We start from the raw sequence: 24,644 nt of genomic DNA on the forward strand, positions 1-24,644 counted from the left end.
CCAGAAAAATCCATGGTTGACCGATTTTGGATGTGTTACGCGCCCCACTCGGCTTGACGTGCGGCCAGCCGATAACGACCTTGATCCCGTTCATCCCCTATAGAGACACGTCCGCCGATTGTGGTGCCGGGCGCTTTGGTCTATTCACGCAGAAAAGCGGCCCTTGAGACGGTTTCCAGCTCGGTCCCGCTAGCCAAGAACAGAGTATGCTATGACACGTCGCCGCCGCATCTACGAAGGCAAGGGCAAGATCCTTTACGAAGGCCCCGAACCCGGAACGCTCGTCCAGTTCTTCAAGGACGACGCCACCGCCTTCAACAAGAAGAAGCACGAAGTCGTCGACGGCAAGGGCGTCCTCAACAACCGCATCTCCGAATACATTTTCGGCCATCTGAACAAGATGGGAATCCCGACCCACTTCATTAAGCGGCTCAACATGCGCGAGCAGCTGATCAAGGAAGTCGAGATCATTCCGCTGGAAGTCGTGGTGCGCAACATCGCGGCCGGCTCGCTCGCCAAGCGCCTCGGCATCGAGGAAGGCACTGTGCTGCCGCGCTCGATCATCGAGTTCTACTATAAAGCCGACCAGCTCGACGACCCGATGGTCTCGGAAGAGCACATAACGGCCTTCGGCTGGGCGAGCCCGCAGGAAATCGACGACATCATGGCGCTCGCCATTCGTGTCAACGACTTCCTCTCCGGCCTCTTCCTCGGCGTCGGCATCCAGCTGATCGACTTCAAGATCGAGACAGGACGCCTCTTCGAGGGCGACATGATGCGAATCGTCGTCGCCGACGAAATCAGCCCCGATTCCTGCCGTCTCTGGGATATCAACACCCAGGAGAAGATGGACAAGGACCGCTTCCGCCGAGACATGGGCGGCCTCGTCGAGGCCTATCAGGAAGTCGCCCGCAGGCTCGGCATCATGAATGAAAACGAGCCGCCCCGCCCCTCCGGGCCGGTGTTGGTCAAGTAAGGCGGCCGAACCCCGTCAAGCAGCCGGCACCGGCTTTGAAGATCATCCATTCGAAAGACAGGCAGATCCCGTGATCAAGGCGCGCATCGTCGTAACGTTGAAGAACGGCGTCCTCGACCCCCAGGGCAAGGCTATCGAAGGCGCCCTCGGCCATCTCGGCTTCGAAGGCGTCGACGACGTGCGACAGGGCAAGGTCTTCGACCTGAAACTAGAGGGCGACGACAAGGCGGCAGCAGAAAAGCAGCTCACCGAGATGTGCGAGAAACTGCTCGCCAATACCGTTATCGAAGACTACTCGATTACCCTCGACTGACCCGGAGGGCACGTCCATGAACACGACCGTCGTCCTTCTTCCCGGCCTGAACCGCGACCGCGACATGATCGCCGCGCTGAAGACCATTACCGGCAAGGCACCGCAGACGGTCTGGCAGACCGAAACCACGCTGCCGCAGTCCGATCTGATCGTCATTCCGGGTGGCTTCTCCTTCGGCGACTATCTCCGCGCAGGGGCGATCGCGGCGCGTTCGCCGGTGATGCGCGCGGTAGCGGAGGCGGCGGAAAAAGGCGTGCCGGTTCTCGGCGTGTGCAACGGCTTCCAGATCCTCTGCGAGGCAGGCCTCCTGCCCGGCGCACTGATGCGCAACACGACGTTGCGTTTCGTCTGCCGCGAGGTGAAGCTCGAAGTGACCAACGCGAACACACGGTTCACGGGCGGCTACTCGGCCGGTCAGGTCATCCGCTGCCCCGTCGCCCATCACGACGGCAATTATTTCGCGGACGCGAGCACCCTCGCCTCGCTTCAGGACAACGACCGGATTGTCTTCCGCTATGCCGAAGGCACCAATCCCAACGGCGCGATCAACGACATCGCCGGAATCGTCAACGCCGGAGGCAATGTCCTCGGCATGATGCCGCATCCTGAAAACCTCATCGAGCCGGAGCACGGCGGTATCGATGGCCGCGCGATCTTCGAGGGCGCGCTCGGCCTCACCCAGCGGGAAGCTGCATGATGTTTCGCAAGCGCCGGCACGAACGCCTCACTCTCGCGCTCGGCGCAATGCTTATGCTGGCCGCCTGCTCTACCACCTCGGAGACACCGGAGACCGATCCTTCCGAGATGGGACTAGACCTGATGGAGCGGCTCACGCTGAATGCCGATCGCTGCTGGTTCAAGTCCGGCGATCCGGCGTTCGAGCCCTACGGCCTCTCGCCGGAACTCGCCTCCTTCTCAGGCAAGCCACGCTTTCTGCTGACACCTGCTGGTGAGCCGGAAGCCCGCCCGCTGCTGGTCGCAGAAGGTCAAGCCGGCTCTTCCAACGTCGCGGTCTATGGTCCGCTTCTCAGCGAAGAGATCGGCCAGCGCGCCCAGACGGACATTGCCCGCTGGCGCGCCGGAAGCGACGACTGCGTCGTCTGACGCTGATCAGTCCAGACGCTCGATCCGCAGCATTTGCGGCTGGCCGGCGAGATGGCCGTCATCTGAAATGGCACGCAGCGCTTCGCGCACAGCGCTTTCCGTCGTCTCGTGAGTGACGAGGATCACCTGCGCATTCGTCGCTTCGCCATCACCGGCACGGCGGCGCTGGACGATGGACGCCAGCGAAATCTCGTTCTCCGCCATCCGGGTCGCAATCGAGGCAAAGGCGCCGACCTGGTCGCGCACGGAGAGGCGGATATAGTAGCCGCCCTCGTGGGCGCGCATGCGGGCGCGGACATAGGGTTGCAGCTTGTCGGCCGGAATGCCGAGCGTCGGCAGAACGACGCCGGACGCGACATCCATGATATCCGAAAGAACGGCTGACGCGGTGGCATCGCCGCCCGCTCCGGGACCGGCCAGCATGATCGAGCCGAGAAGGTCTGTATCGACCGCAACCGCGTTCGTGACGCCGGAAACCTGCGCCATCGCCGCGGCGGCCGGTATCAGCGCCGGGTGAACGCGCTGCTCGATGCCTGTGTCGGTCTTCTGTGCGACCGCCAGCAGCTTGATCGTATAACCAAGCTCGCTCGCGGCGGCGATGTCTTCCGAGGTCACCGCCTCGATCCCCTCGACATAGATCGAATCGGCGTCGATCTCGGTGCCGAAGGCGAGCGAGGTAAGGATGCCAAGCTTGTGGGCAGCGTCGAAACCGCCAATGTCGAACGTCGGATCGGCCTCGGCATAGCCGAGGTCCTGCGCATCCTTAAGGCAGGCGTCGAAGGAGAGGCCCTCGCGCTCCATCCGGGTCAGCATGTAATTGCAGGTGCCGTTGAGAATTCCGTAGACGCGGCTCACCTCGTTGCCGGAAAGGCCTTCGCGCATGGTCTTGATAATCGGAATGCCGCCCGCGACGGCCGCTTCATAGAGAAGCTCGGTTCCATTGGCGGCCGCCAGCTTCGCCAGCTCGACGCCGTGATGAGCGAGAAGTGCCTTGTTCGCCGTGACGACCGGGATTCCGCGTTCCAGCGCAGCCTTCACGCAGTCGAGCGCCGCGCCTTCCGAGCCGCCGATCAACTCCACAAAGCCATCGATCTCGGCTTCGCGGGCGAGTGCTGACGGATCGTCGTGCCAGGCAAGACCGCTTGCGTCAAAACCGCGGTTCTTCGTCTTGTCGCGCGCCGACACCGCAACGAGTTCGATCGGCCGCCCGGCGCGCTTCGTGATCGACTCGGATTTGGTCTGAAGGAGACGCGCAAGGCTCGCACCAACGGTGCCGAGGCCCGCGATTCCGATCCGCAATGGTTTCGTCATGGATATCAGTCGCAATTTGTCATGGATCGACTCGCGCGACCATCCAAACGAAGGTCACGCGGCCGACAAGGTTTCGATGGCGGCTGCGCTAACCCGAACGAGAAGAGATTGAAAGGCCGGATCGACCGGCCTTTCGGACAGGACCTCAGGCGCGGGCGCGCATCGGCACGACCTTTTGCCCCTCTTCCTCGCCGCTTGCAAGGAAGCGCTTCAGATTGCGCGCGGCCTGGCGGATGCGATGCTCGTTCTCGACCAGCGCGATGCGGACATGGTCGTCGCCGTGCTCACCGAAGCCAACGCCTGGTGCCACAGCAACATCGGCCTCCTCGACGAGCAGCTTGGAGAATTCGAGCGAGCCCATGTTCTTGTACGCATCGGGAAGCGGCACCCAGGCGAACATGGTCGAGGACGGCGCGGGCACGGTCCAGCCGGCCCGGCCGAACGCATCGACAAGCACATCACGACGCTTCTTGTAGATCTGCCGAATTTCCGCGACGGCCTCGTCGCCCTGATTGATCGCGGTGGCCGCCGCCACCTGAACCGGCGTGAAGGCTCCGTAATCGAGATAGGATTTCACGCGGCCGAGCGCAGCGCAGAGCCGCTCATTGCCGACGGCAAAGCCGATCCGCCAGCCGGGCATGGAATAGCTCTTCGACATGGATGTGAACTCGACGGCCACATCCATCGCGCCTTCGACCTCGAGAATCGAGGGCGGCGGAACGTCGTCGAAATAGATCTCCGAATAGGCGAGATCTGAGAGGACAATGATCTCATGCTTTTTCGCGAAGTCAACGACGTCCTTATAGAACTCGCGGGTCGCCGTGTAAGCTGTCGGATTGCCCGGGAAGTTGAGAACGACCGCGATCGGCTTCGGGATCGAGTGCACGACCGCCCGTTCCATCGCGCGCAAAAAGTCCTCGTCAGGCTTCGCCGGCAACGCCCGGATCGTTCCGCCCGACATGATGAATCCGAAGGCGTGGATCGGATAGGTCGGATTCGGGCAGAGAATCACGTCGCCGGGCGCGGTGATCGCCTGCGCCATATTGGCGAAGCCTTCCTTGGAGCCGAGCGTGGCGACGACCTGCCGGTTCGGATCGAGTTTCACGTTAAAGCGCCGCTCGTAGAAGGCAGCCTGCGCCTTGCGCAGACCGTTGATGCCGCGTGAAGCGGAATAACGGTGGGCACGCGGGTCGCGGGCAACCTCGCAGAGCTTGTCGACGATAAAGGCGGGCGTCGGCAGGTCCGGATTGCCCATGCCGAGATCGATGATGTCGGCGCCTTTCGCGCGGGCGGCGGCCTTCAGCCGGTTGACCTCCTCGAACACGTAAGGCGGCAGGCGACGGATCTTGTAATAGTCTTCCATGGGTCGTGTATCCATGCGGCAACTCCTGGCCGCGAAATTGGAATTCCAGAAAGACCGAAGCGAATTCAGTTGGTCTATTCTTCAGTGGCTTCGATCTGGCGCAGGACGTCTTCCGGTCGCGGCCCGCGCTCCGTCGTCCCGGAAGCAGCGGGCTGGCTGGCCGCCTCCGCGTCCAGCGTGGAAACGGCCTGGGCCTGTCTCTGGCGTGCGTTCTGGGCTCGCGCGATCGCCGACGAATAGCCCGTATTGCCGGAAGCGCCTGCCCGCTGGGCAGCGATGCCATTGTAGCGCGCATCGAGTGCAGCGACATTTTCATCGGCAAGTTGCGGCGCGGCAGCACCGGGATAGGCGCCGAGAAGCGGATAACCATCGTCATCGAGCCGCTGCTGGGACGCCACGGCCCGAGCCTCACCCAAGCGCAATGCACCGAGCGATGAGTCTTCCTCACCAGGAAAAATACCCTGGCAGCCGGACAGCGCGAGCGTGCCGACGAGTATGCTCGAGACAAAAGGTGCGCCAAACTTAATGGACATGACGAAGGACCTGTTTGAAATCGTCGATCGTGTCATACCTTAAAAGAAACAATTTACAAAACCGTCCCCGCTCCGAGAGAATGTCCATCAAGGCTAAGCTCCAAGGACCGGATCAAGGCGGATTGGGAACGCATCTGTAATGGGTCCCCCAGGGAGGAAAAGACGATGGCGGATAAGCAATCGGACTCGAAACCAATCACGGAACCTGTTCCTTTTTCGACCGAATATGCGGTCAAGGATCCCGAACAATTCGCCATGAACATGGCGCGGATGTTCGAGCATCTCGGAAAGGCGGCAAGCGCCTGGGTCGAGCCGCGCGAGAAAGGCAACCATATCGAGACCGGACCGGTCACGATGGCGGAGATCGTCGACACGCTCTCAAAGGTCGGCGAATACTGGATGACCGATCCGACGCGGGCGATCGAGGCCCAGACCCGGCTGTTCGCTGGATATATGACGGTCTGGAACAACTCGATACGGCGGCTGTCGGGCGAAAATCTCAACGGAGAGGCAGCGTCCCCGAACAAGGGCGACAAGCGTTTTTCCGACGAGGACTGGAATCAGAACTTCTTCTTCGATTTCCTGAAGCAGGCCTATCTGATGACGACCCGCTGGGCCGACGAACTCGTCGAGGAAGCGAATGGTCTCGACGACCATACCCGGCACAAGGCGGCTTTCTACATGCGGCAGGTCTCGAACGCCCTGTCGCCGACCAACTTCATCATGACCAATCCCGAACTCTATCGGGAGACGGTTCAGTCGAACGGCCAGAATCTCGTGAAGGGCATGAAGATGTTCGCCGAGGACATTGCTGCCGGCAAGGGCAATCTCAGGGTCCGGCAGGCAGACTATTCGGCGTTCAAGATCGGCGAGGACATCGCGCTCACCGAGGGCAAGGTGATCGCCCAGAACGATATTTGTCAGATCATCCAGTATTCGCCGCAGACCGACGAGGTCTTCAAGACGCCGGTCTTGATCACTCCGCCCTGGATCAACAAGTACTACATTCTCGATTTGAAGCCCGAGAAAAGCTACGTGAACTGGCTGGTCGAGCAGGGCCACACCGTATTCCTCATCTCATGGGTGAACCCCGACGAGCGGCACGCCCAGAAGACGTGGAAGAACTATATCGAGGACGGGATCGTGTTCGGTCTCGACACGGCCGAAAAGGCGACCGGTGAAAAAGAGTTCAACATGGTCGGCTACTGCGTGGGCGGCACGCTGCTGTCGGTCGGCATCGCCTATCTGAAAGCCAAGGGCGACACGCGGCCGAAGACGGCGACGCTTTTCGCCACCCAGGTGGACTTCAAATATGCCGGCGACCTCCTTGTCTTCGTCGACGAAGAGCAGTTGAAGACCCTCGAAGCGACAATGGAGGCAAAGGGCTATCTCGACGGCACCCAGATGGCGCAGGCCTTCAACATGCTGCGTTCGGCCGATCTGATCTGGCCCTACTTCGTGAACAATTATCTGAAGGGCAAGGAACCGGTCCCCTTCGACCTTCTGTTCTGGAATGCCGATGCGACGCGGATGCCGAAGGCAAACCACCTCTTCTATCTGCGCAACTGCTATCTGGAGAACAATCTCTCCAAGGGCGAAATGATCATCGGCGATGAGAAGATCGATCTCGGCGCGGTGGATATCCCGATCTACAACCTCGCGACGAAGGAAGATCACATCGCTCCGGCCAAAAGCGTCTATCGCGGATCAAAGTTCTTCGGCGGCGATGTAAGCTACGTGCTCGCCGGTTCCGGGCATATCGCCGGCGTCGTCAACCACCCGTCGCGCAACAAATACCAGCACTGGACAGGAGCCGAGCCGCACGAGGACGGCACGTTCGAGGAGTGGTTCGAAAAGGCCGAGGAGCATCCCGGCTCCTGGTGGCCCCACTGGTCGGAATGGATAGCCGAAAAGTCCGGCACCAAGAAGGTGAAGGCCCGCAAGCCGGGCGGCGGTAAGCTGAAGCCGATCGAGGACGCGCCCGGCTCCTACGTGAAGGTTCAGGCGTGAGCACCGGGATCATAGGCTGGGTGCGATTTGGCGCGGGAGCAGCGGTCTCTCTCGCGCTCTCGGTTGGTGCCGCCCACGCTCAGGGACTCGCCATCGTCGAGGCACCGGAAGCAGGGTCCGGTGTGTGTTCGGCCGATAGCCCAGCCGAAGGCTTCGCGTGCGCCACCGATCGATGCGTTGCCGAAAGCGGCCTGACGGAGCTGGATTGCATTCCCGTCCGCTGGTGCTTTGGGAATGGCTGGACCGGCGACATCTTCCTGCAGACCGGTGAAGGTTTCCATTACCATCGCTATATCTGCGACGCCTCCTCCCCAGAGGAGCTGGACCTGATCGTCTCCGCAATCTGCGGCGGAGACGATAAGAACGGCTTCCTCGAATGCGCTCTCGTCCGCCTCTGGGATCGAGACGGCAACGAGCATGAGGCGCCGCTACCGGCCAAGTGAGCCGTAACCGCAATTCACACCGGCGAGTACTCGTCCTTGCGGAGGAACATCCGACAATAAAGCGACATGCAGTATCTTATCGCGACTCGTCGAAGGCCGCTTGACTCCGTCCAAAGACTCAAATGGTAGGCAATCTCGTGCGGTTGCCGCCCTTCGCCACTTCAATACGCGTGGAACTTAGCGGCAGCTAGCGACTGTGGCCCGCTCCAGGTAGCCGTCGAACCCGGAAATGCTGACACCCGGCCCGAGCAACCGAGACCGAGCCAGCGGTCGCAATGACGGCACCAGCGGCGGCGAAAATAGAGCGTTGCATCTGAACTTTCATTCGATAGCTGTGAACTGAAAGAATGGGCCATTCCGTTTTCAGATGCGCCGTTTTTGCGGCGGCGAGGCAGGTATCGCGGAGCTGCGCGATACCTGCAGCCCGCCGAGCGTAAAAATGGAATGTCACGATGTAGAGCAAAAATTTGCGACAGTCAGTTTCGTGCCTTTCACCGCCGCAGATCCGCAAGAAAGGCAGACCCCAATGCCAAAGACGCCAACATGCCGAGAGCCAAAATTCGTGCATGAGCAAGACTGGCTCTGTCTGACATAAGATATAGAGCTTCGCGCTTCAGCCGAGACGACCGTTTCGAACTCGGGAAATTGCCATAACTTTCAATATTTTGTGAAATATGCTCGCACTGAAGTGCGAGATGGCGGAGGGAGAGGACTCTTCGACAAACTCGCTCGAAGTATGCCCCACATCGCGCCAGTACGCCTTCGAATTTGCGGGTGAATCTTCGCTTTCGCAGAACTTCGCTCTTCATGACCATGCGCAGCTTCGGAAAACGCGCCGGACGGTGATGCGCTCCAGCACCTTGGACCCCGGCCACGCGCAGCAGGCCGGTGCCTGACACCGCTCCTGGATGAAAGCCGGCTGCGTTACGGACGTCATACTTCCCTCCGTGCCTGCCTGCGCACTGGCTCTCCCAATTTCGATTGAACCCACGCCACTTCTCAGATAGCTTGATCGAAGGTCAAGTAACTGGGCTCGCCTAGTTACGAGACGGATCATGTCGCTGGGAGTGCATGGTGGAAACAGAGAAGGCAGATCTTCGGTGGGGAGTCGAGCAGCGGCTCGAATTCATCGAGTTCCGCCTGTTTTGGGAGGGGCATGTGAATCGAGGCGATCTGATGAGCGCGTTCGGGGTGTCGGTGAACCAGGCGTCCACCGATCTGAACCGCTATATTGGAATGGCACCGGAGAACATGCAGTACGACAAGAGCGCGCGTACGTATGTCCGCGGTGCAGCGTTCGCACCGCTTTACCTGAAGCCGGACGCCAGACGATATCTGGCACAACTTAGGTCCGTTGCCGATGGCATCCTAGACCGGGCTGATGCATTGATCGGTCAGTTTCCGCCCTACGACGCCGCACCAACGCCTGTGAGGGGTGTCAACGCCAAGACACTGCGTTCGGTGATCGCCGCGATCCGGCGATCAGAAGCAATTGAGGTCAAGTACCAGTCGCTCTCCCGGCCCGAGCCTCGCTGGCGCTGGATCGCCCCGCATGCCATCGGGTTCGACGGGTTTCGCTGGCACACGCGAGCATTCTGCCTCACCGACCACAGCTTCAAGGATTTCCTGCTCTCGCGGATCATCGAGACCCGCGGCACCAAGCCGAGTGAGGTTGGGCCTGACGGGGATGCCGACTGGAACGAGCAAGTCACTTTGGAAATCGGGCCCCACCCCGAATTATCTGAAACCCAGAAAAAAGTCATCGCGCTCGACTACGGAATGCGCAACGGAAAGGCCAAGATCCCGGTCCGCAGGGCGCTTTTGTATTACGCGCTCAAGCGTCTCGGTCTTGACTCTGACCCCGCCAAGCGTCGTCCCCAAGACCAACAAATTGTTCTTCTCTCCCCCGCGAATTTGGATTGCCAAGCCACACAAATCGGAAGGGAGCTTTAATGAGCAATGTAAAACTCAGGGGGGCAATCGGCAGACTGCTACCGCACTCTTCCCAAACGATCAAAAACATGGCTGCCGAATTCCAAGAAGAGCGAAACAAATGGTCATAGGCTTCGCACCTTCACTCGTGTCTCTACTTAAAGCTCGATTGCTTGTAGGCTTTCTGGGAGAGCGAGCGCAGTTCGGCTGGTGGCCAACCGCTTTCTACGAGGTATCGGGGCGTCCATTCCTCGAGCCAGTTTTCCCCAAAACGACTCGGCTCGCCCAATATCATGGGGTTATCGAGGCTGCGCGGCGAGTCCATGACGAGCACCTTAGCGTCGGCTCCTTTCATCTTTTTCGCCTCCCCGAAGAGATGGAGCAAGACCTTCACGCGCTATTGCAGGCTGAGCAAGAGCATCTTTTTTCAGCGGGATTTTGTCAGGACAAATCAGTCGCCCTTGATGACCTTCGCAACGTAGCAAGTGATTCTAAGCTTAACGTCGAAGGACCTGTATCAATCGGAAAAGTAGAGGACATCAAAACCCATATTCAGAAACTGGCCGCAATATACCACTCTGCATTTATATCCGGCGTCCCTTCATTTCCCTATTTAGTGAAATAATCATGGTCGCCGACAAGAAATATACCACCCAATTGCAGGCCGGCCTGGGGCTCGTCAATGAGACAAAGGCATTGTTGGAATTGTGGTTGCCAGGAAAGTCCGCATCCGAGCTTTATCAGGAAGCGTTGCAATCCGGCCGGTTCCCTAATGTCACGGCTCGCCGTCTTCGAAATGTCGTCGCCGAGTGCTTCGCCCCCCGATACCTCATCGCCGAGGCGGGGCGTGTCCCGGCAGATGACTTAAAGAAATTAGTCGGATCTGTATCGAGCAATGACCTATCTCAGCTCATGATGATCTTTACAAGCCGTGCAAATCCAATCCTGGGTGATTTTATTCGAGAAGTTTATTGGCCCCGCTATTCTGGTGGGTACTCGGAGATATCGAATCTGGATGCGCGCGTTTTTGTAGAGAGGGCTGTAGACGACGGTAAGACACATAAACGTTGGTCGGAATCTACGATCAGAAGAGTGTCAGCCTACCTCACAGGGTGCTGTGCAGACTACGGCCTGCTTGAGCGTGGCGCAAAATCAAACAGGCAAATTTTGGCGCTACGAATTTCAAGCATTACGGCCGCATATCTCGCCCATGACCTGCATTTCTCAAAAATCGCCGACAATGCAATTCTAGAGCACCCCGACTGGCAGCTGTTCGGGTTGGAGCGACAGGACGTGTTGGAAGAGCTGAAGAGGCTCTCACTCAAAGGCGTTCTGATTGTTCAGGCAGCAGGCGATGTTGTCCGGATTGGCTGGAAGCAACCAAATATGGAGGCGCTTTGCGATGTCCTCGCTCAGGCCTGATTTTGATGAATTGCGCGAGCGCATTCGGAGCGGCCGTGAGCTCGGTCACGCAAGCTTCGAGCCGATTTACTATCTGATTTTTTCGCCGGAGCAAATCCTCGAGGTAAAACGCCAAACGCCTGCTTGGGTGGCAAAACTCCATCAGGAAGGTTGGGATGTTCATAGTTTCTCTATCGCAGAAAACTTGTGGCGTCTCCTTATGGACGATCCTTTCTGGCCGCTTTGTTTAAAAGAGGACAAGGCCGCCCCGCTGGATTGGCCGCGCACAAATAAAGCACTAGCCGACATCGTGACCTCGGGTGGGGGCTTACTTCGCGCATTGGAGGATGCCCTAAGGGCTCTAGAAGGCAACTCAAATGCGCTGCTCCTGGTGACGGATCTTGAGGCGCTGCATCCGTTTCTGCGCATTGGGGCTATTGAAAGTCAGCTGCAAGGAAAATTCAACGTGCCGACAGTTTTCTTTTACCCGGGAACGCGAACTGGGAAGACGCGGCTCAAATTTATGGGCTTCTATCCAGAAGACGGAAACTACCGTTCCGTCCACGTTGGCGGATAAATCAGAGACTTGGGAGGATAAGCTGTGAGCATTCGGAAACTGTTTGATCCGTCCAAGGATATTTATCGGAATATTGAGAAGGTAATTACCTATGGCGCTGCCCAGGAGGAGCGGCTTCGTTCGGAAATCTCCGAGTATGTCGTTACAGACAGCATTGAAGAGCAGTTTCGCAAGCTCCTCGACCGCATGCAGCTTGCCATGGAGTCTGGCGGTGAAAATGAGATAGGCGTCTGGGTGTCTGGCTTTTATGGATCAGGCAAGAGCTCGTTCACCAAATATCTGGGTCTCGCGTTCGACAGCCAGCGCACGATCGACGGAACCCCATTTATCAAGCATCTGCAAGATCGTCTGCATAAGCCGCAAACCAAAGCGCTGCTTGGCACGGTTGCACAGCGTTTCCCGGCGGCGGTTGTGCTGCTCGACCTGGCAAGCGAGATGCTGGCCGGAGCAACCATGGAAGATGTGTCCACGGTTCTCTACTTTAAGGTTCTTCAATGGGCCGGTTACTCGCGCAATCTCAAGGTTGCTGCCTTCGAACGTATGGTCGAGAAGGACGATCGCACACCTGAGTTACATCGGCGTGTGGGGGAAGCTCTGCCAGGCGCCACTTGGGAACGTGTCCAAAATAACCCGCTTGCGATCGATGGGCTGATCCCGAAGATTGCTCATGAGATGTATCCGGGTCTATTCCCGGAAGTGAAGTCGTTTTCATCGAGCACCGAAGGTTTTTTCCAGTTCGAAGATCAACGTGTCGAGGAGATGATCGATATTGTCCGCACTAAGAGCGGCAAAGAAAACATCATCTTCATCATCGATGAGGTCGGCCAGTATGTCGCGTCGCGTGACAACTTGATCCTGAATCTCGATGGCTTGGCCAAGAACCTCAAGCGACTTGGCGACGGCAAGGTCTGGATTGTATCAACCGCTCAGCAGACCCTCACCGAGGATGATCCGCGAGCAGCCTTAAATTCTGACAAGCTGTATAAGCTCAAGGATCGGTTCCCGATCCAGATCGACCTTGAATCGAGCGATATCAAAGAGATCTGCTACCGCCGCCTCCTGGGAAAGTCCCCCGCAGGCGAAGAGGCATTGGGGCAGTTGTTCGATGCGCACGGACAGGCGCTTCGCCACAATACCAAGCTGCAGGATGCTAAATACTACGACGCGAACTTTGATCGTGAAACGTTCATCAACCTCTATCCCTTCCTGCCTGCTCATTTTGACATTCTTCTGCACCTCCTCGGCGCCCTGGCAAAATCGACCGGCGGCATCGGGCTTCGGTCAGCCATTAAGGTTGTCCAGGATGTTCTCAAAGGAGAGGGCGGGACCATCGCGATGGCTGACCAGCCGGTTGGCTGGCTCGCCACAACTGTCACCCTCTATGATGAGCTAGAGAAGGACATCCGGCGGGCTTTTCCGTCGATTCATCAAGCTGTTGGGAAGGTCCTGACGCATCGCGGCTTTGGTGAGCTGCATCAGGACGTCGCCAAGTCTATTGGTGTCTTGCAGATCCTCGGCAACCTGCCGATCACCGTTCAGAACGTTGCGAGCTTGATGCAATCCTCCATAACGGGGGCCTCCCAGCTTGAAGCGGTGAAAACAGCTGTCGACGAATTGCTCGCCGACTTGGACGTACCTTTGGGCACTGAAAAGGATGGCAGTCTCGTCTTCCTCAGCGAAAAGCTTCGGGACATCGAGCAGGAGCGTGGTGCTCTTGCACTGCGTTCGGTGGATGTTCGACGGGCTTTCAACGACGCTTTGCGAGACGTTTTTGATCCCCTGCCGAGGGTGAACCTTCATGGGACATTGGCCGTCTCATCTGGCCTCAAGGTGCAAACAGGCAGCGCGTTAACCAGTCTCGCCGGCGATCAGAATCCGGTCCAGATGGTCGTCGAGCTCGTGGCCCCTGCAGACTACGATGTAGCGCGAAACCGAATGCTCGACGACTCGCGCAGCCGGAATGGTCGGAACATCATCGGCCTGTTGGCGCGGGCAAACCCCGAGTTGGATGACCTCGCGAACGAAATCTACCGCAGTCAGCGCATCGCCGAACTGCACCGCAACGAACCGGATCAGGAGGTCAGGGATTATTGCTCAGGCCAGTTGGATCGCGCTGCCAAGCTCGCCACTCAGCTGCAGAGCAAGATCAAGCAGACCCTGCAGGGAGGGTCCTTCGTTTTCCGGGGGCAAGCCACGGCCGTTTCTACGCTGAATGTCGATCTTCTGGAGGCGGCAAAGAAGCTTCTCTCAGATGTCGCCGAACAGGTCTTCGACCGTTACGCTGAGGCGCCTGTTCGTGCATCAACTGATACCGCGGAGAAGTTTCTCAAGGTCGCCAACCCCTCTGCAATAAGCAGCGCTCTGGATCCTTTGAGCCTGGTGCATTCCGTCGCCGGGCGCGCCACTTTCCGCAATGATCACAAGGCAATGGTCAGCATTCGTGATTACATCGACAAGCGGGGAACCGTTGATGGAAAGCGACTGCTGGACGACTTTAACAGCGACCCCTTCGGCTGGTCGCCCGACACCACGCGTTACATTCTCGCCGCGATGCTGATGGCAGGCGAGATCAAGCTGAAGGTCTCGGGGCGCGAGGTAACCGCAGCAGGTCAGCAGGCGATCGATGCGCTCAAGACGAACAACTCGTTCAAACCGATTGGTGTGGCGCTTCGGGACGAGCGGCCATCGATCGAGACCTTGGGGCGCGCCGCCGAGCGGTTGACCGAATTGGTCGGAGACACGGTCATCCCCCTCGAACAGGAGATCAGCAAGGCGGCCGCCAAGCACTTCCCCCGTTTTCAGTACGAGTATGGATCGCTCGGAGAGAAGCTGATCGGGCTGGGGCTCGCTGGCAGCGACCGCGTCCAGGCGATGAACCAAGAACTGGCCGATGTCCTGTTCACGGATGCCTCAGATGCCCCGCAGCGCCTCGGCGCGGATACCTCCGCACTTTTCGATAATCTGAAATGGGCCTTGGAGGTGAAGCGGGCACTCGACAACGGCCTTGATGGGACGTTGCGCGATCTTCAATCCCATCGGCAGAATATCGAGGCGCTCCCTGATACAGGCATTCCCGGTGAGCTTCGGAAGGAGCTAGCTGATGACCTGGCGTCGCTCTCAGACCGGCTGAAGAAGGACGACTTCCACAAGCACGTCGCAGACTTCAACTCACTTCTCACCCATGTCAAAGGCCGGGTTCGAGACTCCGTCGCAGCGCTCACCGATCAGCAGAAGCTGCGGATCAAAGAGGGGGTGGAGGATCTACAGCGTCTACCTGAATGGTCAGAGCTCACCCAGGAAGAGCGTGGGAACGCCGTCAGCCGCCTGGAGGCTCTAGCCATCGCAGTTCCCCAGGATCTAGCAGGCCTAAAAAGATTGCTCGCTTGCGACTACGATATCAGCACCACGATCGAGGACATCAAGCGATCGATTAACAAGCAGCGGCAGGAGCGCATCCGCCAGGAGCTCGACGAGGAAGCGGCCAAGTACAAAGCTGAAGGAGCCACCAAGCTCGCCCGCTCCATCGCCGTTCCGTCAAAATTGTCTTCGGCCCGAGACCTCGACGCGCTGATCGGCAGGCTGAACGATCTCAAGAGCCAGCTCGCCCTCTATGAAGAGATCGAAGTCTCGTTTGTCATCGGCGGAGACGAATAACGATGGCCTTTGATCAGACCACCCGCAACCGTCTGCAACGCTTCGTCACCGACGCGCGCCACGTGCTGGAGGAGGAATTCACCCGGCAGCTGCAGAACGATTACGGCTTGGACCCGGTCTCGGGCACTGCGTCGCCGCTCGAAAGCCTCCGCCACATCAACGACCAGCAGCGGGAAACGGCGCGGATCCTGCGCAACACGCTGGCTCACTATTGCGCCAACTCCGACACCGACACGCACGCGGGTCTGGATCGGATCGTGCGGGAACAAGCCTTCACCGTCCTCAACCGCCTGGCCGCGCTGCGCATGGCTGAGGCGCGTGGCTTGCTGATCGAGTCCGTCGGCAATGGCTACCAGGCCAAAGGCTTTCAGCTCTATGCCCGCCTGGTCGGCACGGGCTTGGGCGAAACCGGCGACGCCTATCGCGTCTACCTCAAAAGCGTCTTCGACGAGTTCGCGCTCGACCTGTCCGGCCTCTTCGACCGCTACTCCCCCCAGGGGCGGCTCTTTCCGCGTGAGGCCGCGCTCCTCCAGGTTCTGGCGCTCATCAACCACGGTGAGATCGAACCGCTCTGGGCGGAGGACGAGACGATCGGCTGGATCTACCAGTACTTCAACTCGAAGGAAGAGCGCAGAGCGATGCGCGAGGCCTCGCAAGCGCCGCGCAACAGCCGCGAACTGGCGGTGCGCAACCAGTTCTTCACCCCGCGCTATGTGGTGGAATTCCTTGTCGACAACACGCTCGGGCGGCTCTGGTTCAACTGGACGGGTGGGCAGACCGCGCTGCGCGACCGCTGCCAATACCTGCTGGTGAAACCGGACGAGCAGCCCGAACCCGCCCCGCGCCTGCGCGATCCGCGCACGATCAAGCTGCTCGACCCCGCCTGCGGCTCGATGCACTTCGGGCTCTACGCCTTCGATCTGTTCCAGGAGATCTATCGCGAGGCATGGGATTGGGAGCAGGCCCATGGCCCGAACGCGCTAGATCGGGCAACCGGCGGCAGCCCTGATTTGAAGCCTTTGTCAGAAAACTATGCCGACCAGGTTGCCTTCCTGCGCGACGTGCCGCGGCTGATCATCGAGCACAACATCTATGGCGTCGATATCGACCCACGGGCGGCGCAGATCGCTTCGCTGGCGCTGTGGCTGCGCGCGCAGCGGGCCTGGCATGAAGCCGGGGTGAAGGCCAAGGATCGGCCGCAGGTGGGTCAGGGCCATGTGGTGGCGGCGGTGGCGCCCCCGGCCGAGGTGGACCTGCGCAAACGGTTCATGGAAGAGCTCGATCCCCTGGATGCCGAGCTGTTCGAACAGACGCTGTTCATGCTCAAGGGCCTGCCGGAGCTTGGCGTGCTGCTGCAGGTGGAAAAGGAGCTGCCTGCCCTTGTGCGGCAGGTGTTCGGAGAGCATGGCGACCTCTTCCGCAAAGAAGACATGGCGCAGTGGCAGAAGGCTGAGGCCCGACTGCGAGAGGCCCTGACCGAGTTCGCCCGCGCGGCGCGGTCCACCTATCAGGGGCGATTGTTCGCTGAGGATGCACTTCAAGGCCTTCGGATGATCGATCACTGCCGGGCGGCGTTCGATGTGGTGGTGATGAATCCGCCCTTTGGAACGCTCTCGGCAGGAACAAAAGAACAGTTGGTCAGCGCATACCCACGCAGCAAGAACGATTTGCTCGCAATCTTTGTTGAGCGCGGATTGGAAATGATGCGTCCCGGATCCCGAATTGGAGCAATCACTTCGCGCACATGCTTCTTCCTTAGCAGCTTCAAGTCGTGGCGAGAGGAAGTCGTCTTGAAAAGTGCCAGCCCTGAATTAGTGGCAGACCTCGGACTAGGAGTTATGGACGATGCCATGGTTGAGGCAGCCGCTTATGTATTTGAGAAGGCAGCATGACTGAATTTATCCGCCTCTTCGAAGCGAAAGAGAAGTCGATTGCGCTTCGTGAGACTTGCCTAGCGATCCGGAATGGCAAAACCCATGATCACTGTTTCAATGTCGATCCGAATGAGTTTGAGAAAATTCCAGGCACACCCTTTGCTTATTGGGTGAGCCAGTCGGTCCGAAACACCTTTGGCACATATCCAAAGTTCGAGTCCGAAGGGCGAGCAGTTCGAGTAGGGCTTCAGACCTCTGATGACTTTCGGTTCGTAAGAGCCTGGTGGGAGACCCTGGCTGTAAATCGCGACATGACCGAGAAGCGCTGGTTCCCCTTTGCGAAGGGGGGAAGCCACTCACCATTCTACTCTGATCTATACCTCGGAGTTAATTGGTATAAAAACGGACGAGAAATGAAAGCATGGGCCGACCCACTGTACGGAAACTCCGGTTGGTCGCGCATTATCAAAAGCACCGAGTTCTACTTTCGACCAGGCATCACTTGGCCATTACGCGCCAGCAGGTTCTCTCCGCAAGCTATGCCGAGAGGATGCATATTCTCGGTTCGGGGATACTCCGCATTCCCAATAGAGGGAGAGGAAGCCGCGACTTTGGCAATTTTCAACAGCTTGGCTTTTGACTATATTTACAAGACAGCTCTTGGGCGGTTTGGATACCCAGAGTTTATTGTTGGCATACTACAAGTAATGCCCTGGTCGAAGCCCGATCCACGCCTTGCAGTAAGGCTCGGCTCGCTCGCCAACGGTAGCTGGTCACGGAAACGAAACCTAGACTCGACCGTCGAAACATCTCATGCGTTTCTCCTGCCGCATGCCCTGCGTCAGCGACTTGGAGACTATGATCCAACATCCATTCAAGCTGAACTGGCCGCAATTCAGGCGGAGATAGAAGAAATCGCGTTTGATCTCTATGGATTCAGCGACGCAGACCGCGCAGCAGCTCATGGGTCATCTGGTGCGATGGACGACGATGACGGGGTTGAGGAAGCGCGCGAAAGCGAAGACGACGACGGCGCCGAAGCGGTCGACCAGACTGACGGTCTGCTCAGCTGGGCCGTTGGCGTCGCCTTTGGCCGTTTCGACTGGCGCTTGGCCACCGGCGAGCGCGCAGCGCCGCCCGAGCCAGACCCCTTTGACCCGTTGCCCGCCAAAAGCCCAGGCATGCTGCCCGACGGCGCCGCGCCGTTCCATGTTCACAGTGGCATCTTGGTGGACGACCAGGGCCACCCTCATGACCTGCCCCGGTTGATCGAAGAAGTCCTCGCCCGCGTCCAGGCGGATGTGCCGGGCGACGTGCGCCGCTGGCTGCAGCGCGACTTCTTCCCCCTGCACCTGAAGCAATACAGCAAGAGCCGCCGCAAGGCCCCGATCTACTGGCCGCTCTCGACCACCTCAGGCAGCTACACGCTGTGGCTCTACTACCCCAGCCTGACCAGCCAGACGCTCTACTCCGCCGTCAACGACTTCGTGGAGCCAAAGCTGAAGCAGGTCAGCCGTGATACCGCCACGCTGCGTGACAAGGGCGCCGCCCGCTCTCGCGAAGACGAGAAGGCGTTCGAGGCACTCCAGACCCTCGAGCTGGAGCTGATCGAGCTGCGCGACACCCTGCTGCTGATCGCCCCGAGCTATCGCCCGAACCATGACGACGGCGTCCAGATCACCGCCGCCCCCCTGTGGCAGCTGTTCCGCCACAAGCCCTGGCAGAAGATCCTGAAGGACACCTGGGCAAAGTTGGAAAAGGGCGACTACGACTGGGCCCACCTGGCCATGGCCTACTGGCCGGACCGCGTGCGCGAGAAGTGCAAGACAGACAAGTCGCTCGCCATCGCCCACGACCTGGAGCACCTTTTCGTGGAGCCGGAAGCCCAGCCGAAGAAGGCCCGCAAGAAGCGGGGTGACGCATGAGCATCGCTGCCTTCATCCGCGACACGATCCTACGCCCCCGCTTGCTCGAGGCAGGCTGCATGGTCGTGTATGATCCAGACCGTCGCTATCAGGCAATTTGCGCCAGCCTTGAGGACGAGCGGGTCCGGGTGGTCGACGCATCGGAGAGTAGCATCGAGAGCCGACTTGCGGCCATCGAAGCCCTGCGTGAAGTAGGCCGACCAAAGAGCGATCTTGACGCTGTTCTCATCTACGTGCCCAAAAAGCGGTCGGAGACCGAGGAGGACCAACAGGTCGATCCGTTCACGATCTATGCCGCCAGCGGCGCAGTGTTTCCGCGGGATGACGGCGACGATTATCAGAGCCTGTGCCTGCGCGCGAAGCCCGATCATTCGACCGAAGTCCGGCGTGTGTTCGCCGGTTCGCCCTCGGGCCCTGCCTTCTCGGTCATCGATGCGATTGGCGGAGGCGCCAGCTGGCCGCAGTTGCGCGCCGCCCTGAAGGTGGAATCCGGACGGGAAATTCTCGGTGCTTTGCTCTCCCCTAGTGCCGCGCAGGCCGAAGCGCTAAAGGCGCAGGAAGGATGGAGCGATGAAGCCCGCGAGTTTCTGAGAGCGACGCTGGACTTGAGCCTCAGGACCAGGGGCAAGACCTGGAACGCCATTGCGGACGAACTTTGGCGCTATGTGCTTTTCAGCGAGTTCGCTTTCGACCTACCTGTGCCGCTGCCAGAAGCCCTGTTGGGCGTACCCCGCGCGCCCGATGAAGCGCGGCCGATCGTCGAAGATGTTTGTGACCGCCTGCGCAGCTCACCCGACAGCCGCACCGCCTACATCGAACGGGCTGAAACGATCGAAAGCGACCTCGATTTGCCCAGCCTTTGTCAGGCGATCGACGATCTGGGCGAACGAGACACTTTCCCGTTCGAGGAGCGGACGTTCCTCAAGACGGCGATTAAAGGCATCACGACGAACGACACTGACGCAACCCGCAAAGTGTTGGCACGTCAACGGAACTCGATATGGCTCGGCAAAGGGGAAAGCCGGACCCAGTGGGAGCTCGTGCGCGCCGGCCTAAGCCTTGTGGAAGCCTGTGAAGACCACGACAGGCAGCTGCCCGACCATGCGCGGTCACAGGCCAACCTCATCGACTACTATCTAGGCAGTCTGCGTGAGGTCGATCGCCTTCAGCGCGAATTCGAGCAGGCGGTCGGAGACTTTGTGGACGCCCATGGCCTTATGCAGGAGGTGATTGACCAGGCGCGCGCGCGTTATCGACGGCTTTGCGAGAAGGTTCAATCCACCTTCATGAAGCACCTGGAAACGGTCGGTTGGCCACCCCAGGGGCGGCTGGCGAATGCCGACGTCTTCGATCAGCTGGTTGCGGGTCGCCTCAAGGAGAGCGGGCGAAAGGTGGCATATCTGATGGTCGATGCGCTGCGATACGAGCTTGGCGTGGCGCTGGAGAAGATGCTGGGCGAGGACGGGCCAGTAGAGTTGCAGGCCGCCTACGCGCAACTGCCGACGATCACGCTGGTCGGGATGGCGAGTCTTCTCCCCGGCGCTCGATCGGCGCTGTCACTCAGCATCGAGGCTGGCGACCTGGTCCCGAAGCTGGGAGATGTTCGCGTCAGCAATGTCCCCCAACGTATGGATGTTCTGAGAAAGCGGCTGGGCGATCGCTTTCACGAGATGCCACTGAGCGATTTCGTCCGCGGCAAGCCAAAGATCTCCGAAACAGTCGATCTTCTCGTGCTGCGCTCGACAGAGATCGACAGCCAGCTCGAAAACAACCCGGAGACCACCCTGGGTCTGATTCCGGGGACTTTGAAGCTTATTCGCGTGGCGCTGCATAAACTCCGTGGAATGGGGTTCAACGAGGCAGTCATCGTGACCGACCACGGCTTCTTCTTGAATGCGCAGGCCGAAGCCGGTGACGTGAGCGTCAAACCTCAGGGCAACTGGCTGATCAATGCCCACGATCGCATGATGCTCGGTGACGGAAACGCGGATACCCACAATGCGGTCATGAGCGCGGAAAAGCTTGGCATGCGTGGGGACGCTGCGCGTGTGGCGCTACCGCGAAGCATGGCGCCTTACCGCGCAGGACATCTCTATTTTCATGGCGGCGCCTCACTTGTTGAGGCAGTCGTACCCGTTTTGGTCGCGCGCCTAGATGCTGGAGAGAATGCCGTTACCGGGAAGATGACCGTAGAGCTTTCTTACAGGAAAGGCGCCAAACGCATCACGACGCGCCTACCCGTGATCGATATTCAGGTCCGGTCAGACGATATGTTCTCACAAGGAGTGGCGGTCGAGGTGCTTATCGAGGCGCAGGATGCCAAAGGCAATGTCGTAGGTGAGCCTCGGCCAGGTGCAGATGTGAACCCAGCCACCCGCACCCTTTCTCTCATGCCTGGACAGACCAAGCAGATCGCCCTGCGCATGGATCCTGATTTCGAAGGGAAGTTTTCCGTCAAGGCGCTTAATCCCACAACTCTCGCGAGCTTCAGTGCCCTCGCGCTAGAAACGGACTACACAGTATGAGCGTACTTGATGCACTTGATCTGCAACTTACTTCGACCTTTGAAGGCAAGGTCGTCCGCAAGGATCTTTTGCATCGAATTAAAAAGGGAACGAATGTTCCGACGTTTGTGTTGGAGTTTTTGCTTGCCCGCTTCTGTGCCAGTGATGATCCGGCCGAGATTCAAGCAGGCATGGAAGCCGTCCTTGCGACGCTGCAAGACAACTACGTGCGTCCCGACGAGGCGAATGCGGCTCAGTCGAAGGTCGCGACCAAGGGCAAGCACAGATTCATCGACAAAGTGCATGTGCGATATGTCGAGAAAGAGAAGCGCCACTGGGCGTCGCTTGAGAACTTCAACTCTCAGCGCATAGCAGTCGGTGAGAAGTTCTATCGCGACAACGACCGCCTTCTGGAGGGTGGGATTTGGGCGGAAGTTACACTCGCCCACAACGCGATCGAGGAAGACGACTACGCCTTCTACATCGAAGAACTTCGCCCAATCCAGCTATCACGCTTCAATTTTGACCAGTATGTAGACGGCCGCAAAGCCTTCTCACGAGAAGAGTGGCTCGATACTATCATGCGTTCGGTTGGGCTAGAGCCAGGCAAGCTCTCAGAGCGGGTGAAGTTGCACTATGTTGCTCGCCTAGCACCACTGGTCGAGCCGAATTACAACTATATCGAACTTGGCCCCCGAGGAACCGGGAAGTCGTATTTTTTTAGCGAGTTCTCGCCGTACGCCACTCTAATTTCAGGAGGTCAAGCCACGAAGGCAACACTGTTCTACAACAACGCGCGGAGGAAGGTTGGCCTCGTTGGCTATTGGGATACCGTAGCGTTCGACGAGGTGGGGGGGATCAAGATTCGCGATCCTGACACCATCCAGATCATGAAAGACTTTATGGCCAACGGGCGCTTCTCGCGTGGGGCCGAGGTAATCGCTGACGCTAGCTTGAGTTTCGTCGGCAACATCGACCTTTCAGTGCAGCAGGTCGTTAATTCTACCGAGTACGATCTTTTCCAGCCGCTTCCCCCGGAATTTGATCTTGCAGTGATGGATCGTTTTGCCGCCTACATCCCTGGCTGGGAAATGCCGAAAAACAGTAGCGAGTTCCTCACGAACCGTTACGGCTTCATTACCGATTACCTTGCGGAGGCCTTCCACTATCAGTTCAAGCACACGAACAGATATGAAGAGGTCAATCGTCGGATCAAGCTCGGAAGAGCAGTCGAAGGGCGAGACGAAAAGGGCATCAAAAAGACGGTAGCAGCATTTCTCAAAATTCTTCATCCAGACGGAGCTGCTACTGACGAGCAATTTGAGGAATACGTTGCGTATGCCGTCGAATGTCGGCGCCGCGTTAAAGAACAGATGAATAAGCGCAAGCCAGATGATGAATTTGCGCTGATAAACCTGTCTTATCACGCGAAGAGCGGGGATGAAGTCGTCGTTTTCTGTCCAGAGTCAAAGGATGCGATTGCGACCCAACAGCCGGCTCGTCGTCCTCTCAATGAAGAAAAGACAGTTAGCGAGGCCGCTTCAGAAGCTGATGTCGTCGACACGACCGAACCGGAGAAACCAGTCGGCACTATCAAACCGTCTTTGGACCGTAGTGCTATAGAATTAAGGCCTGCTACATCAGATCTTGAAGAAAAGCATTTTAGGATTCTTTATGGTGACACCGGCCACAGCTATGAGTCGATTATGGGGTCCTATCTGCGTGGCGCTAAGGCGGTAGTCATAGAGGACCCCTATATTCGCTTGCCTCACCAAATCCAGAACTTCGTCCGTTTTTGTGAAACCTGCCTAAAGGCAAGCACAATCAAGGCAATACAGCTTATCACAGGTTATGACGATAAGACGCAGTTTGCAGAAATTTCCGAGAAACTCGAAGACCTTAAGCAGAGTTTGCTGGAGATGGATATTGTGCTCGACGTGAAACTGAACCCGAATATGCACGATCGTGAAATTCGTATTGACAATGGCTGGGTGATCAAAATCGGTCGAGGTCTTGATTTCTATCAGAGGCCCGGCAGCTGGTTTGAGATCGGCGCCAATGATCTCAGCCTGCGGAAGTGTTTGGAGACGAAAGTCGACATCTTCAAGACAGATGGCATCGGATAATCTTTCGCCAAAATTCAGCGGCACGCCCGAGCCTGGTCCCGGATGACGCTGTAATTGGCCAGCATCTCCGCGATCGCGGAGTCCTCCGGCAGCAGATCGAGCTCGTCGGCGGCGCGCGCCTGGAACTCGCGGCTATACTCAACAACCGGCGGGCAGACGGTGGCCATGCGAAGTTCAGAAGTGGCCGTCGCGCATGCGGCCAGCAAGCTCATCCCGATCCCGAGGACGGCGAGCCGCGGCATCGAGCATCTGGCGCTGGACGTCATTGGTCTTCTCCGAGGTTTCAAGGCGTTCGGCGAGGCGTCCCGCTCGCTCGCCGGACCGCCGAAGCGAAAGCAGGAACAGGAGCACGGCGGGGACGATGGCCACGTATCGCAGCACCGTGCGCGCCCATGCCGATCCGGCGAGCGCGGCAATGAATCCGCCGATCATCGTTGCCCCTGACCTGCCACTGAGTTTTTCCTCCACGTTGGATTAGAGTCCGTTCCCCATTGAGGACGGACGACATGAAGCGAAAGCGTTTTTCTGAAGAACAGATCATCGGCGTTTTGAAGGAGCAGGAGGCTGGGGCGAAGAGCGCCGATATCGCCCGCAAACA

At 58.7% G+C, this 24,644-nt stretch carries 21 protein-coding genes; 16 read left to right on the plus strand and 5 right to left on the minus strand.

The window, feature by feature from the left end; genetic code table 11:
- Nucleotides 1-211 precede the first annotated feature (211 nt).
- From purC to ABRA89_RS13880, 4 genes are all read left to right on the plus strand, one after another.
- Nucleotides 212-976 (plus strand): phosphoribosylaminoimidazolesuccinocarboxamide synthase, encoded by a 765-nt coding sequence (purC, locus tag ABRA89_RS13865; protein WP_349942090.1) that lies wholly within the window; start codon nucleotides 212-214, stop codon nucleotides 974-976.
- A 70-nt stretch (nucleotides 977-1,046) separates the two neighbouring features.
- Entirely contained in the window at nucleotides 1,047-1,289 is a 243-nt protein-coding gene (gene purS, locus ABRA89_RS13870) for a phosphoribosylformylglycinamidine synthase subunit PurS (RefSeq protein WP_349942091.1), read from the plus strand.
- A gap of 16 nt (nucleotides 1,290-1,305) precedes the next feature.
- Entirely contained in the window at nucleotides 1,306-1,986 is a 681-nt protein-coding gene (purQ, locus tag ABRA89_RS13875; RefSeq protein WP_349942092.1) for a phosphoribosylformylglycinamidine synthase subunit PurQ, read from the plus strand.
- The gene (locus ABRA89_RS13880) at nucleotides 1,983-2,393 is read left to right on the plus strand and encodes a hypothetical protein (RefSeq protein WP_349942093.1); all 411 of its coding nucleotides are present in this window, start codon (nucleotides 1,983-1,985) and stop codon (nucleotides 2,391-2,393) included. Before purQ ends, ABRA89_RS13880 begins: the two co-directional genes overlap by 4 nt.
- Nucleotides 2,394-2,399: 6 nt before the next feature.
- Here ABRA89_RS13880 and ABRA89_RS13885 read toward each other — a convergent pair whose 3' ends face one another.
- The 3 genes from ABRA89_RS13885 to ABRA89_RS13895 form a co-directional block, all read right to left on the minus strand.
- Nucleotides 2,400-3,704, minus strand: coding sequence for a homoserine dehydrogenase (locus ABRA89_RS13885; RefSeq protein WP_349942094.1), 1,305 nt, complete (start codon nucleotides 3,702-3,704; stop codon nucleotides 2,400-2,402).
- A gap of 145 nt (nucleotides 3,705-3,849) precedes the next feature.
- A complete protein-coding gene (locus tag ABRA89_RS13890; RefSeq protein ID WP_349942111.1) occupies nucleotides 3,850-5,067 on the minus strand; it encodes an LL-diaminopimelate aminotransferase in 1,218 nt (405 codons plus the stop codon).
- 74 nt (nucleotides 5,068-5,141) lie between these two features.
- Entirely contained in the window at nucleotides 5,142-5,600 is a 459-nt protein-coding gene (locus tag ABRA89_RS13895; RefSeq protein WP_349942095.1) for a hypothetical protein, read from the minus strand.
- A 165-nt stretch (nucleotides 5,601-5,765) separates the two neighbouring features.
- On the opposite strand from ABRA89_RS13895, the gene phaC reads away from it, so the two are divergent.
- The 11 genes from phaC (at nucleotide 5,766) to brxL (ending at nucleotide 24,046) form a co-directional block, all read left to right on the plus strand.
- Nucleotides 5,766-7,610 (plus strand): class I poly(R)-hydroxyalkanoic acid synthase, encoded by a 1,845-nt coding sequence (gene phaC, locus ABRA89_RS13900; protein WP_349942096.1) that lies wholly within the window; start codon nucleotides 5,766-5,768, stop codon nucleotides 7,608-7,610.
- A complete protein-coding gene (locus ABRA89_RS13905) occupies nucleotides 7,607-8,053 on the plus strand; it encodes a hypothetical protein (RefSeq protein ID WP_349942097.1) in 447 nt (148 codons plus the stop codon). The genes phaC and ABRA89_RS13905 overlap by 4 nt, the downstream gene beginning before the upstream one ends.
- Before the next feature lie 1,071 nt (nucleotides 8,054-9,124).
- Complete coding sequence (locus ABRA89_RS13910; RefSeq protein ID WP_349942098.1) at nucleotides 9,125-10,006, plus strand: WYL domain-containing protein; 882 nt, start codon at nucleotides 9,125-9,127, stop codon at nucleotides 10,004-10,006.
- Nucleotides 10,007-10,106: 100 nt separating this feature from the next.
- On the plus strand, nucleotides 10,107-10,610 hold the full coding sequence (locus tag ABRA89_RS13915; RefSeq protein ID WP_349942099.1) for a BrxE family protein: 504 nt from the start codon (nucleotides 10,107-10,109) through the stop codon (nucleotides 10,608-10,610).
- Nucleotides 10,611-10,612: 2 nt separating this feature from the next.
- Nucleotides 10,613-11,407 (plus strand): DUF1819 family protein, encoded by a 795-nt coding sequence (locus tag ABRA89_RS13920; protein WP_349942100.1) that lies wholly within the window; start codon nucleotides 10,613-10,615, stop codon nucleotides 11,405-11,407.
- A complete protein-coding gene (locus ABRA89_RS13925; RefSeq protein WP_349942101.1) occupies nucleotides 11,388-11,963 on the plus strand; it encodes a BREX protein BrxB domain-containing protein in 576 nt (191 codons plus the stop codon). The genes ABRA89_RS13920 and ABRA89_RS13925 overlap by 20 nt, the downstream gene beginning before the upstream one ends.
- A 24-nt stretch (nucleotides 11,964-11,987) precedes the next feature.
- Nucleotides 11,988-15,617: a BREX system P-loop protein BrxC gene (gene brxC, locus ABRA89_RS13930; RefSeq protein ID WP_349942102.1), complete on the plus strand. Its 3,630-nt coding sequence runs from the start codon at nucleotides 11,988-11,990 to the stop codon at nucleotides 15,615-15,617.
- 2 nt (nucleotides 15,618-15,619) lie between these two features.
- Entirely contained in the window at nucleotides 15,620-17,509 is a 1,890-nt protein-coding gene (locus tag ABRA89_RS13935) for an Eco57I restriction-modification methylase domain-containing protein (protein ID WP_349942103.1), read from the plus strand.
- Entirely contained in the window at nucleotides 17,506-19,416 is a 1,911-nt protein-coding gene (locus ABRA89_RS13940) for a BREX-1 system adenine-specific DNA-methyltransferase PglX (protein WP_349942104.1), read from the plus strand. Before ABRA89_RS13935 ends, ABRA89_RS13940 begins: the two co-directional genes overlap by 4 nt.
- Nucleotides 19,413-21,941: a PglZ domain-containing protein gene (locus tag ABRA89_RS13945; protein ID WP_349942105.1), complete on the plus strand. Its 2,529-nt coding sequence runs from the start codon at nucleotides 19,413-19,415 to the stop codon at nucleotides 21,939-21,941. The genes ABRA89_RS13940 and ABRA89_RS13945 overlap by 4 nt, the downstream gene beginning before the upstream one ends.
- Complete coding sequence (gene brxL / locus ABRA89_RS13950; protein ID WP_349942106.1) at nucleotides 21,938-24,046, plus strand: BREX system Lon protease-like protein BrxL; 2,109 nt, start codon at nucleotides 21,938-21,940, stop codon at nucleotides 24,044-24,046. Before ABRA89_RS13945 ends, brxL begins: the two co-directional genes overlap by 4 nt.
- Before the next feature lie 14 nt (nucleotides 24,047-24,060).
- Here the strand turns inward: brxL and ABRA89_RS13955 are convergent, their stop codons facing one another.
- Together ABRA89_RS13955 and ABRA89_RS13960 are read right to left on the minus strand one after the other, a co-directional pair.
- Nucleotides 24,061-24,258 carry a hypothetical protein gene (locus ABRA89_RS13955; protein WP_349942113.1) on the minus strand — a complete coding sequence of 66 codons (198 nt, stop codon included), beginning with the start codon at nucleotides 24,256-24,258 and terminating at the stop codon, nucleotides 24,061-24,063.
- Entirely contained in the window at nucleotides 24,221-24,478 is a 258-nt protein-coding gene (locus ABRA89_RS13960; RefSeq protein ID WP_349942107.1) for a hypothetical protein, read from the minus strand. Before ABRA89_RS13960 ends, ABRA89_RS13955 begins: the two co-directional genes overlap by 38 nt.
- A 74-nt stretch (nucleotides 24,479-24,552) precedes the next feature.
- Between ABRA89_RS13960 and ABRA89_RS13965 the strand changes: the two genes are divergently transcribed.
- Nucleotides 24,553-24,644: transposase (locus ABRA89_RS13965; protein WP_349942112.1), on the plus strand; the 92-nt coding region annotated here is incomplete at its 3' end.

This window comes from Fulvimarina thalattae, from assembly GCF_040239565.1.
GTDB lineage: Bacteria > Pseudomonadota > Alphaproteobacteria > Rhizobiales > Rhizobiaceae > Fulvimarina.

Bases quoted from the DNA above. Each gene is read 5' to 3' on its own strand.
- ABRA89_RS13910 (WP_349942098.1), top strand. From the start codon at position 9,125: ATGGTGGAAACAGAGAAGGCAGATCTTCGGTGGGGAGTCGAGCAGCGG.
- ABRA89_RS13955 (WP_349942113.1), bottom strand. From the start codon at position 24,258: ATGAGCTTGCTGGCCGCATGCGCGACGGCCACTTCTGAACTTCGCATG.
- ABRA89_RS13920 (WP_349942100.1), top strand. From the start codon at position 10,613: ATGGTCGCCGACAAGAAATATACCACCCAATTGCAGGCCGGCCTGGGG.
- ABRA89_RS13960 (WP_349942107.1), bottom strand. From the start codon at position 24,478: ATGATCGGCGGATTCATTGCCGCGCTCGCCGGATCGGCATGGGCGCGC.
- brxL (WP_349942106.1), top strand. From the start codon at position 21,938: ATGAGCGTACTTGATGCACTTGATCTGCAACTTACTTCGACCTTTGAA.
- purQ (WP_349942092.1), top strand. From the start codon at position 1,306: ATGAACACGACCGTCGTCCTTCTTCCCGGCCTGAACCGCGACCGCGAC.
- ABRA89_RS13940 (WP_349942104.1), top strand. From the start codon at position 17,506: ATGACTGAATTTATCCGCCTCTTCGAAGCGAAAGAGAAGTCGATTGCG.
- ABRA89_RS13945 (WP_349942105.1), top strand. From the start codon at position 19,413: ATGAGCATCGCTGCCTTCATCCGCGACACGATCCTACGCCCCCGCTTG.
- ABRA89_RS13935 (WP_349942103.1), top strand. From the start codon at position 15,620: ATGGCCTTTGATCAGACCACCCGCAACCGTCTGCAACGCTTCGTCACC.
- ABRA89_RS13895 (WP_349942095.1), bottom strand. From the start codon at position 5,600: ATGTCCATTAAGTTTGGCGCACCTTTTGTCTCGAGCATACTCGTCGGC.
- ABRA89_RS13925 (WP_349942101.1), top strand. From the start codon at position 11,388: ATGTCCTCGCTCAGGCCTGATTTTGATGAATTGCGCGAGCGCATTCGG.
- ABRA89_RS13880 (WP_349942093.1), top strand. From the start codon at position 1,983: ATGATGTTTCGCAAGCGCCGGCACGAACGCCTCACTCTCGCGCTCGGC.
- ABRA89_RS13915 (WP_349942099.1), top strand. From the start codon at position 10,107: ATGGTCATAGGCTTCGCACCTTCACTCGTGTCTCTACTTAAAGCTCGA.
- ABRA89_RS13885 (WP_349942094.1), bottom strand. From the start codon at position 3,704: ATGACGAAACCATTGCGGATCGGAATCGCGGGCCTCGGCACCGTTGGT.
- phaC (WP_349942096.1), top strand. From the start codon at position 5,766: ATGGCGGATAAGCAATCGGACTCGAAACCAATCACGGAACCTGTTCCT.
- purC (WP_349942090.1), top strand. From the start codon at position 212: ATGACACGTCGCCGCCGCATCTACGAAGGCAAGGGCAAGATCCTTTAC.
- ABRA89_RS13890 (WP_349942111.1), bottom strand. From the start codon at position 5,067: ATGGAAGACTATTACAAGATCCGTCGCCTGCCGCCTTACGTGTTCGAG.